The sequence below is a fragment of the Bradyrhizobium sp. KZN70725 genome (genome assembly GCF_055264925.1).
Window position 1 is genome coordinate 38,094 of sequence record NZ_JBUYWT010000058.1, and the last position, 10,807, is coordinate 48,900.

Sequence of the window (10,807 nt, forward strand, 5' to 3'; positions counted from 1 at the left end):
ATATAGTTTTTCAATTTGCCGGCCTCGCCCATTTTGCACGCGCAGCACGTCCTTATTGCAAGGAGACGGACCTGATTTCTTTCCGTATCCCGCTGACGCTTCTCTCGTTATCCCTGGGCGCGATCGCCGCGGCGTGGTGGTGGCTCGGCATCCCGGTCGACCTGCCGCGCGCGCCGATCGATCCGAACGACAAGGTGCAATGCATCTCGTACGCGCCGTTCCGTAACAATCAGACATCGCTTTCGCCGGCGACGCAGGTCTCGCCGGAACAGATCGCGGAAGACCTCGCGCAACTCGCGAAGATATCCGACTGCATCCGCACCTATGCGACCGATCTTGGTCTCGATCAGATTCCCGCACTCGCGGCCAAGGCGGGGCTGAAGGTCATCCAGGGCATCTTCCTCGATCGAGACCGCAAGAAGAATGCAACGCAGGTCGCCACCGCGATCCGCCTCGCCCAGGAATATCCGGAAACCATCATCGCGCTCGTGGTCGGCAACGAAGTCTTGCTACGCAAGGAAATGTCGGCTTCCGACCTTGCCGCCACGATCCGCTCGATCAAGGCGCAGGTCTCCGTGCCCGTCACCTATGCCGACGTCTGGGAATTCTGGCTGAGCAATCGCGAGCTTTCCGACGCCGTCGACTTCGTCACGGTTCACATCCTGCCCTATTGGGAAAATGTTCCAATCCGGGCGGAAGATGCCGCCGCTCACGCCGACGAGATGCGCCGGCAGATCGCCGCGGCTTTTCCAGGCAAGGAAATCTTTATCGGAGAAATCGGCTGGCCCAGCGAGGGGCGCATGCGCGAGTCCGCGCTGCCGTCCCGCATCAATCAGGCGCGAGTGGTTTCGGAGGTCCTCGACCTTGCCCGGCGCCAGCATTTCCGCGTCAACCTGTTCGAGGCCTATGATGAAGGCTGGAAGCGGGAGATCGAGGGCACGGTCGGCGGCTCCTGGGGCCTGTTCGATTCCGAGCAGCGCATGCCGAAATATCCGCCGGGCCAACCGGTCAGCAATTTTCCGCTCTGGAAGCTGCAAATGGTCAGCGGAATGGGCCTGGCGATCCTCGTCTTCGGCGCGGCATGGCTGACCTTACGCCGCAAGCCGAGAAAGCCCGCATTCGCGTCGTGGCTTGCAGTCGCGCTATCGGCGACCACGGCTGGCATCCTGTTTGGCGTCGCCGAGCAGAGATTGGTCTATGAAAGCTACGGAACGGGAGGCTGGCTTGTCTGGGGCTCGCTGCTGGTGGCGGCCACGGCTTCGCCCGTGTTGAGCGCCAACGCCCTGATGTCGGGCCGCGCACCGCCCAGCTTTTTCGAAGTGTTGGGTCCGAAGGGCCATCACACTGAATCGGTGCTGGCGACCCTGCACGGACTGGCCTTGATGATCACCGTCGTGATCGGCACGGCGACCGCAATCGGTCTCGTGTTCGACCCGCGCTTCATTGACTTTCCCTTCGCGCCTCTCACCATGGCGGCGGTGCCCTTTGCTGCCGTGACGCTGCTCAATCCTCCCACGAAGGGAATCCGACCACTGGCGGAGTCGATCTTTGCCGGCATTTTCATTGCAACGGCGATCTACACAGGATTCAACGAAGGGGCGGAGAACTGGCAGTCGCTGTGGACCTGCGCGGCCTTCCTTCTGCTCGCAGTGACGCTGTTGCGGGCGCGTGCCTGACAACGCGCTCTAGCCGCGCAGCCTGACGCGGTCCTCGCGCGCGCAGTCGGTGACGAAGCCGATGACGGCGCGCACCGCGGGAAGCTCGACCAGATCGGGATGGGCGAGCAGCCAGAGATCGGAGAGGCTCGAGAGCTTTTGCGGCGCGACCCGCACCAGATCGGGGTAGTCGGCCCCGACCAGGCAGGACAGCGCGCAAATCCCGAGCCCAGCCCGCGCCGCTGCCAGCATGTCGCCCTGCGAGGAACAGCGCATCACCAGCGTGCCCTGTCGGGTGATGACGTCGCTCCAGCGCGCCAGATGCGCGTTCGAGGCCTGGTCGGCAAAGCCGATCACATGGTGGCCCCGCCACTCGTCCCGCCGCTCCGGCAGCTTGCGGCCTGCCGCATAGTCGCGGGAAGCGTAGAAGCCGGTGCCGAGCCGCCCGATCTTGCGCCCGATCAGGTTCTCCTCGCCCGCATCGACCGGCCGTAGCACAACGTCGGCCTCGCGGCGGCGCACGCTGGCCGGGAACGGATGGGTGATGATCTCGAGCTGGATGTTGGCGTGATCGCGCAGGAACGGGCCGAGGCGCGGCATCAGCCAATGCGCGGCCAGCGTCGCGCCGATCGACAGCTTCACGACACCGCGCGCCTGCCCACCGGTGGCGGACGCGGCCGCCTCCGCGCGCAAGGCCGCCGCGGCCATCGCTTCGGCGTGCTCGCGGAATTTGCGGCCATGCGACGTCAGCGACAGGCCGTCATTGGAACGCGCGAACAGGCGGGTGCCGAGTTGCTGCTCGAGCGCCGCGACGTTGCGGCCGACGGTGGGATGGCTGATGCGCAGCCGCCGTGCCGCCCCGGCAAGGCTGCGTGTCTCCGCCACCGCGACGAATGTCTTGCAAAGCTCCCAGTCCATGCCGCTCCCCTTCTTGCGACATCGTTCATTTCTGGTCGATCCGATGTTCAATATTGAACGTCATGACCGAGCCGTCCAGCCTTATATTGCCGCGCCAAGAGCGCCACCGCTCCAGCCATCACAATAAATCGCGATCCGCCCCGGCTGCCGGCCGGGCGACGCGCATGGAGGATCCGAAAATGACGCTGCCCGTTTCGCTCGCCAACAGGCTTGAACTGCCAGTCGTCGGCTCCCCGCTGTTCATCGTCTCGGGGCCCGAGCTCGTGATCGCGCAGTGCAAGGCCGGCATCGTCGGCTCGTTCCCGGCGCTGAACGCCCGCCCGGCCGAAAAGCTCGACGAATGGCTGACCCAGATCGAGAACGAGCTCGGCGAGTACCAGGCGCTGCATCCGGAAAAGAAGGTCGCACCCTACGCCGTCAACCAGATCTGCCACGCCTCCAACGACCGGCTGATGCGCGACATGGAAACCTGCGTGAAGCACAAGGTACCCGTGATCATCACCTCGCTGCGCCCGCCGTCCGAGATCGTCGAGGCCGCGCACTCCTATGGCGGCGTGGTGTTCCACGACGTCATCAACGTGAAGCACGCGCGCAAGGCCGCCGAGCAGGGCGTCGACGGCCTGATCCTGGTCTGCGCCGGCGCCGGCGGCCATGCCGGCACGCTGTCGCCGTTCGCGCTGGTGCGCGAGGTCAAGCAATGGTTCAACGGCACGATCCTGCTGTCGGGCGCGATCTCCGACGGCTGGAGCAGCGCATCCGCGCTCGCGCTCGGCGCCGACCTCGCCTATATCGGCACCCGCTTCATCGCGACCGAGGAAGCCAACGCCGATATCAGGTACAAGCGGGCGCTGACTGAATACGCCGCGCACGACATCGTCTATTCGAACCTGTTCACCGGCGTGCACGGCAACTATCTCGGACCGTCGATCGCGGCGGCAGGCCTCGATCCGGGCAACCTGCCGGTCGCCGACAAATCCAGCATGAACTTCGGCTCCGGCGGCAACATGAAGGCCAAGGCTTGGCGCGACATCTGGGGCTCGGGCCAGGGCATCGGCCAGATCACCGACGCCCCGCCGGTCGCCGAACTGGTGGCGCGGCTCAAGTCCGAGTTCGCCGCGGCGCGCAGCGACTTTCTGCGCACCAGCGCCTGACGCTGTTTCACAAAGTCCGGGAGTGAACCATGAAACGAGCGCAACACGCGCTGGCAGCCGCGCTTGCGGTCTGCGCGATCGCCGGCACGGCCGCCGCCGACAACGGCAACGAAGCGATCCGAATCGGCCAGACGCTGCCCTATAGCGGACCGGTCTCCGGCTTCGGCACCATCGGCCGCGCCCAGGAAGCGTTTTTCGCGAAGGTCAACGCGGAGGGCGGCATCAACGGCCGGCAGGTGAAATTCATCACGTTGGACGACGCCTATTCGCCGCCGAAGACCGTCGAGCAGACCCGCAAGCTGGTGGAGCAGGAGGAGGTGCTGATGATGTTCGGCTCGCTCGGAACCGCCACCAACAACGCCGTGCACCGCTATCTCAACAGCAAGAAGATCCCGCAATTGTTCGTGCTGAGCGGCGCGACCAAATGGGCCGACCCGAAGACCTATCCGTGGACCATGCCAGGCATGGCGTCCTACGAATCTGAGGGCGTGGTCTATGCCAAATATGTGCTGCAGGCCAAGCCCGACGCAAAGATCGCGATCCTTGCGCAGAACGACGATTTCGGCCGCGACTATGTCGCCGGCTTCAAGCGTGCGCTCGGCGGCAAGGCCGCGAGCATGATCGTCGCGGAAGCGAGCTACGAGACCTCAGCGCCCACCATCAGCTCGCAGCTCGCGACCCTGAAGGCGTCCGGTGCCGATGTGCTGTTCGGTGTCGTGCTCGGCAAGTTCACGCCGCAGATGATCAAGGGCGTGGCCGAGATCGGCTGGAAGCCGGACCTTTTCTTCGTGCCGACCTCCGCGTCGTCGATCTCGTTCCTGGAGCCCGCCGGGCTCGAGAACGCGGTCGGCCTGATCTCGTCCAGCAACCAGAAGGACACGATGGATGCGCAATGGGCCGATGATCCCGCCGTGAAGGACTATCTTGCCTTCATGAAGCAGTACCTGCCCAATGCGGACCTCAGCAACTCGAACTACTCGGCGGGCTATCATTATGCGACATTGCTGATGGCCGTGCTGAAGGCCTGCAAGAACGATTTCAGCCGCGAAAACATCATGCGCCAGGCGGCGTCATTGCGCGACGTTCCGCTGCCGCTATTGTTGCCGGGCATGACGGTGTCGACCGGGCCGGACGACTATCTGCCGTTCCAGCAGTTGCGGCTGCGCCGGTTCAACGGCAAGAGCTGGATCAGCTTCGGCGAGATCCTGGACGATCGCTAGGAGACGAGGCGCGACATGATCATCAGCGGCGACAGACAGATCAGCTACGGCGACATTCACGCCCGCATCGCGCGGGCGGCCAGTGGCTTCCGGACGCTTGGTGTGGAGGGCGGCAAGCCGGTCGGCATGATGCTGCGCAACGATTTCGCGCTGTTCGAGGTGGTCGCGGCCTCGGCCGCGCTCGGCAGCCCGGTGGTGCCGATCAACTGGCATCTGAAGGCCGACGAGGTCGCCTACATCCTGTCCGACAGCGGCGCCGACACGCTGGTCTGCCACGCCGATCTGCTGCCGCAGATCCGCGACGGGCTACCGCCGGCAATCAAGCTGCTCGTGGTGACGACGCCGCCGGAGATTGCCGCGGCCTACGGCGTGGCGCCGGCGATCACCCGTGTGCCCGACGGCATGACCGACTGGGACGTCTGGCGGGAGACGCATCAACCACTGACCGACGCACCGATCGGCGCGGCGCCGATGTTCTACACCTCGGGCACCACTGGACTGCCGAAGGGCGTTAAGCGCAAGCCGATGCGGCCCGAGCAGCAGGCGGCAGCCGCGCGGGTCGGCGCCATCACCTACGGCGTCAAGCCGAACGAGGATCAGGTGATCCTGATGAACGGCCCGATGTATCATTCGGCGCCGCACTCCTACGGGATGCTCGCGTTCCGCAACGGCTGCGTGATCGTGCTCGAGCCGCGCTTCGATCCGGAGGATCTGCTGCAACTGATCGAGCGCCACCATGTCACCCACATGCATATGGTGCCGACCATGTTCGTGCGGCTGCTGCGCCTGCCCGAGGAGACGCGGCGCCGCTACGACCTGTCGTCGCTGCGCTTCATCGTCCATGGCGCGGCGCCCTGCCCTGTCGACGTCAAGCGCGCGATGATCGAGTGGTGGGGACCGGTCATCAACGAATATCTCGGCTCGACCGAGACCGGCATCCCGGTCTGGCATTCGTCAACCGAAGCGCTGGCCAAGCCCGGCACCGTCGGCCGCGCGATCGAGGGCGGCATCGTCAAGATCTTCCGGCCCGACGGGACGCAATGCGACCTCGGCGAGCCCGGCGAGATCTTCATGCGTCAGACGTTGATCTCGGACTTCGACTATCACGGCAATGCCAAGGCGCGCGCCGAGGCCGATCACGACGGCCTGATCAGCGTCGGCGATGTCGGCTATCTCGACGCGGACGGCTATCTGTTCCTGTGCGACCGCAAGCGCGACATGGTGATCTCGGGCGGCGTCAACATCTATCCCGCCGAGATCGAGAATGCCCTTATCGGCATGGCAGGCGTCCGCGACTGCGCGGTGTTCGGCGTTCCCGACGACGAATACGGCGAGCGGCTGTTCGCCTGCGTCGAGCCGGAAGCCGGCGCGACCCTGTCGATCAGCGCGATCCAGGATTTTCTCCGCGGCAAGCTCGCCAACTTTAAGGTGCCCAAGGATATCCGCTTCATGGACGCGCTGCCGCGGGAAGCCACCGGCAAGATCTTCAAGCGCAAGCTGCGCGACCTCTACCGCGAAGGACAGCTTCGCTGAACGATGTGACGGCGAAGCGAACGGCGTTTGAAACTTAGTTGCTGTTGCAAAAGGCCGGCAATCGACGCAACGATGCCGGCGCATCGGAAGCTGGGATCATCGCCATGAACTCGACCGACTTCATCGTCATCCGCAACGACCTGCAACAGTGCAAGGTGATCGAGACGCAGTTGCCCGATGCCGCGGCGCTGCCGGCCGATGCGCTGCTGGTGAAGGTGACCCGCTTCGCCTTCACCGCCAACAACATCACCTACGCCGTGATCGGCGAGCAGCTGAAATACTGGCATCTGTTCCCGGCGCCCGAGGGCTATCGGCGAAACGCTGTTCGGCTATCTCCCGATGGCGGCCCATCTGGTGATCGAGGCGGCCGACGTCAACAAGCGCGGCCTGCGCGATGGCGCGGCACACCGGCAGGAGGTCTCGCCAGTCTACAACGCCTATGCCCGCGTCTCCGGCGATCCGACCTATGCCGGTCAGCAGGGCGATTTCCGCGCACTGCTGCTGCCCTTGTTCATGCTGTCGTTCCTGGTCGACGACGCCCTCGCCGAGAATGCGTTCTACGGCGCACGCCGCGTCATCCTGTCGTCGGCCTCGAGCAAGACCGCGTTCGGCCTCGCCCATCTCGTGCACAAGCGGGGTATCCCCGTGATCGGGCTGACCTCCAAGGACAATGTCGATTTCGTCAGCTCGCTCGGTTGCTATGACGAGGTCGTCACCTATGACCAGGTCGCCGCGATCCCGGCGGCCGAGCCGACAGCCTATGTCGACATGGCCGGCAACAGTGCGCTGCGCGAAAGTCTGCACCGGCACTTCGGCGCGCAGATGGTCTATTCCGGCCGGGTCGGGCTGACGCACCGTGCGAGCGAGCCGGAGGAGCCGACGCTGCCAGGCGCCAAGCCGGTCTGGTTCTTCGCCCCGGACCAGATCCGCAAGCGCGCCAAGGAATGGGGTCCCGGCGGCATCGACCAGCGTTTTGGCGCCGCATGGGCGGAGCTCGTGCCGCATCTGCCGAATTGGCTTGACGTGGTCGAGCGGCGCGGCCCGGCCGCGGTGCGCGAGGCCTATCTCGATACCCTGCAAGGCCGAGTTCCACCGGATCAAGGCCTGATCCTGTCGCTGGCCGAATAGGCTCTATCTCGTCGCGCCCTTTCTGCACGCCTTCGAATGGGTATAGGCTTCGCGGAAAGGGAACGCCGCCAAGAAAATATCAGCAAGGCGGCCGATGGCGAGAAACGCTCAATGCTCGACAAGACGGACGATATTTCGGTCGCCGCCGACAATTGGCTTGTGCAGTTCGAAGATGCGCTGGCGAGCCCGGACGATGTGCTGCTGAAGCCACTGTTCCATCCCGACAGCTACTGGCGCGACGTGCTGGCGCTGAGCTGGAACATCCAGACCGTCAACCGGGCCTTCGCAATCATCGAGGAGCTGCCGGCGCATGCGCGTCACAGCGCGCCGCATGACTTCCGCATCGATGCCGATCGCGCCCCGCCCCGACGGGTGACGCGCGCTGGTACCCATGCGATCGAGGCGATCTTCAAATTCGAGACGGCGGTTGGCCGCGGCCACGGCATCGTGCGGCTGATCCCCGATGCCGCCGACGACGATCGCCTGAAGGCCTGGACCTTGCTGACGGCGCTCGAGGAGCTGAAGGGTTTTGAGGAGCAGCAGGGCCACACCAGGCCGCGCGGGCAGTCCTATTCGCGCGACTTCCGCGGCCCCAACTGGCTCGACCTGCGCAAGGCATCCGCCGAATATGCCGACCGCAACCCTGATGTGCTGGTGGTCGGCGGCGGACAGGCCGGGCTTGCGATCGCCGCGCGGCTGCAGCAGCTCAAGATCGACGCGCTGATCGTCGACCGCGAGGCGCGCGTCGGCGACAATTGGCGCAAGCGCTATCACGCGCTGACCCTGCACAACCAGGTACAGGTCAATCATTTGCCCTACATGCCATTCCCGCCGAACTGGCCGACCTACATCCCGAAGGACAAGCTCGCCAACTGGTTCGAATCCTATGTCGACGCCATGGAGCTGAACTTCTGGACCGGCACCGAATTTGTCGGCGGCAGCTATGACGATGCGGATGGGCGTTGGACCGTCGAGCTGCGCCGCGCCGACGGCACGACACGGACAATGCAGCCGCGCCATGTCGTGATGGCGACCGGCGTCAGCGGCATTCCCAATCTGCCCGACATCCCCGGCTTGAAAGATTTTGGCGGCAAGGTGATGCATTCCAGCCGCTACGAGGACGGCGAGAACTGGACCGGCAAGCGCGCGCTCGTGATCGGCACCGGCAACAGCGGCCACGACATCGCGCAGGACCTGCATTCCTCGGGCGCCGAGGTCACGCTGGTACAGCGCTCCTCGACGCTGATCACCAATATCGAGCCGTCGGCGCAGCTGGCCTATGCCGCCTACAATGAAGGTACGCTCGAGGACAACGATTTGATCGCGACCTCGATGCCGCTTGTGCTCGCCAAACGCAGCCATGTGCTGATGACCGAGCAGTCGAAAGAGCTCGACAAGCCGCTGCTCGACGGCCTCGCGCGCAAGGGCTTCAAGCTCGATTTCGGCGATGGCGGCACCGGCTGGCAGTTCAAATACCTGACCCGCGGCGGCGGCTACTACTTCAACGTCGGCTGCTCCGATCTGGTCGCGAGCGGTGCGGTCGCGCTGCGGCAATTCGCCGACATCGACACCTTCGTGAGCGAGGGCGCGCGGCTGAAGAACGGCGAGATCGTTGCCGCCGACCTGATCGTGCTCGCGACCGGCTACCGGCCGCAGGAAGAGCTGGTCAAGAAACTGTTCGGCGAGGCGATGGCCGCGCGCGTCGGCCCGATCTGGGGCTTTGGCGACGGCCAGGAACTGCGCAACATGTACACCCGCACGCCGCAGCCCGGCCTGTGGTTCATCGCCGGCAGCCTCGCGCAATGCCGCATCAACTCGCGCTATCTCGCATTGCAGATCAAGGCGATCGAGGAAGGCCTGTTGCCGCGCGACGTCGGGCCGGTGGCGAAGCTTTCGTAGAAACCTGCCGTCGTTCCGGGGCGCGAAGCGAACCCGGAACCTCGAGGTTCCGGGTTCGATGCTGCGCATCGCCCCGGAATGACGATCTTGGGGAGACATCTTATGCCAATCACCCTCGGCACCGGCGAACACCGCTATCGCGTGGTGGAGAACTTCGCAAAACTGCCCGACGGCCGGAGCCTGACCGATGTCGCGTCCGTCGCAGTCGACAGCAAGGACCGCGTCTATGTCTTCAACCGCGGCGACCATCCGATGGTGGTGCTCGACCGCGCAGGGAATTTCATCAAGAGCTGGGGCGAAGGCGTGTTCTCGCGTGCCCACGGCCTGCATATCGACGCCGACGACAATCTCTATTGCACCGATGACGGCGACCACACCGTGCGCAAATGCTCGACCGACGGCAAGGTGCTGCTGACGATCGGCATCCCGAACAAGCCGGCGCCGTTCATGAGCGGCGAGCCGTTCCACCGCTGCACCCATACCGCGCTGTCGCCGAAGGGCGAGATCTATGTCTCCGATGGCTACGGCAATGCCTGCGTCCACAAATACACGCCGGATGGCAAGCTGATCAAAACCTGGGGCGAGCCCGGCACCGACCCCGGCCAGTTCAACATCGTGCACAACATCGCGACCGACGCCGATGGCTGGGTCTATGTCGCCGACCGCGAGACCACCGCGTCCAGGTGTTCGACGGCAACGGTAAATACGAGACGCAGTGGAACAACCTGCACCGGCCCTGCGCGCTGTGCTGCTGCGGCGGTGGCAAGCAGCCGAACTTCGTGATCGGCGAACTCGGCCCTGGCATGGCGGTGAATCGCAAGGTGCCCAATCTCGGCCCGAGACTGTCGATCGTGGATCACACCGGCAAGCGCATCGCGCGCCTCGGCGGCGAGCAAGGCCCCGGCGTCGAGACCGGCAAATTCCTGGCGCCGCACGGCATCGCGCTGGATTCCCGCGGCGACATCTATGTCGGCGAAGTCGGCGTCACCGACTGGAAGACCAGCTTTCCGGACACCGAGATGCCGGCCGCGGTGCGCGTGACGCGGTGCCTGCAGAAGCTGGAGAAGGTTTAGATTCAGTCTCCCACCGTCACTCCATCACCGTCACCCTGAGGAGCGCGCATCGCGCGCGTCTCGAAGGGTCGACGGCCCCCGGCTGGTGGCCGTGCATCCTTCGAGACGCCGCTTCGCGGCTCCTCAGAGCCTGACTGAAAAATGGGTGAGTGATCTCAGTGGGGTGTGATTCCATCGGATTTGCAAAGATTCGAGGGAGAGCACGATGCCCTGGACCAAGATCACTCGGG

The 10,807-nt window shown here is 64.9% G+C and carries 6 protein-coding genes and 2 pseudogenes; 7 read left to right on the forward strand and 1 reads right to left on the reverse strand.

The features are described from left to right. Positions 1-113: 113 nt before the first annotated feature. On the forward strand, positions 114-1,676 hold the full coding sequence (locus ACZBJS_RS34890; protein WP_316398649.1) for a glycoside hydrolase family 17 protein: 1,563 nt from the start codon (positions 114-116) through the stop codon (positions 1,674-1,676). A 9-nt stretch (positions 1,677-1,685) separates the two neighbouring features. Here ACZBJS_RS34890 and ACZBJS_RS34895 read toward each other — a convergent pair whose 3' ends face one another. After that, on the reverse strand, positions 1,686-2,573 hold the full coding sequence (locus ACZBJS_RS34895; RefSeq protein ID WP_057017747.1) for a LysR family transcriptional regulator: 888 nt from the start codon (positions 2,571-2,573) through the stop codon (positions 1,686-1,688). A 179-nt stretch (positions 2,574-2,752) separates the two neighbouring features. Between ACZBJS_RS34895 and ACZBJS_RS34900 the strand changes: the two genes are divergently transcribed. The 6 genes and pseudogenes from ACZBJS_RS34900 (at position 2,753) to ACZBJS_RS34925 (ending at position 10,577) form a co-directional block, all read left to right on the forward strand. Beyond that, positions 2,753-3,724, forward strand: coding sequence for an NAD(P)H-dependent flavin oxidoreductase (locus tag ACZBJS_RS34900; protein WP_316398633.1), 972 nt, complete (start codon positions 2,753-2,755; stop codon positions 3,722-3,724). A 29-nt stretch (positions 3,725-3,753) separates the two neighbouring features. Beyond that, positions 3,754-4,944, forward strand: coding sequence for an ABC transporter substrate-binding protein (locus tag ACZBJS_RS34905; protein ID WP_229190368.1), 1,191 nt, complete (start codon positions 3,754-3,756; stop codon positions 4,942-4,944). Between the two features lie 15 nt (positions 4,945-4,959). Next, entirely contained in the window at positions 4,960-6,477 is a 1,518-nt protein-coding gene (locus ACZBJS_RS34910) for an acyl-CoA synthetase (protein ID WP_463439811.1), read from the forward strand. A 104-nt stretch (positions 6,478-6,581) separates the two neighbouring features. Next, positions 6,582-7,605 (forward strand): annotated as a pseudogene (locus tag ACZBJS_RS34915) (DUF2855 family protein). A 111-nt stretch (positions 7,606-7,716) separates the two neighbouring features. After that, entirely contained in the window at positions 7,717-9,504 is a 1,788-nt protein-coding gene (locus tag ACZBJS_RS34920) for a flavin-containing monooxygenase (protein ID WP_316398631.1), read from the forward strand. Between the two features lie 102 nt (positions 9,505-9,606). Next, positions 9,607-10,577: pseudogene (locus ACZBJS_RS34925) on the forward strand (peptidyl-alpha-hydroxyglycine alpha-amidating lyase family protein). The last annotated feature ends 230 nt before the right edge of the window (positions 10,578-10,807 follow it).

Coding starts and splice junctions, on each gene's coding strand:
- ACZBJS_RS34895 (WP_057017747.1), bottom strand. CDS start 2,573: ATGGACTGGGAGCTTTGCAAGACATTCGTCGCGGTGGCGGAGACACGC.
- ACZBJS_RS34900 (WP_316398633.1), top strand. CDS start 2,753: ATGACGCTGCCCGTTTCGCTCGCCAACAGGCTTGAACTGCCAGTCGTC.
- ACZBJS_RS34905 (WP_229190368.1), top strand. CDS start 3,754: ATGAAACGAGCGCAACACGCGCTGGCAGCCGCGCTTGCGGTCTGCGCG.
- ACZBJS_RS34910 (WP_463439811.1), top strand. CDS start 4,960: ATGATCATCAGCGGCGACAGACAGATCAGCTACGGCGACATTCACGCC.
- ACZBJS_RS34920 (WP_316398631.1), top strand. CDS start 7,717: ATGCTCGACAAGACGGACGATATTTCGGTCGCCGCCGACAATTGGCTT.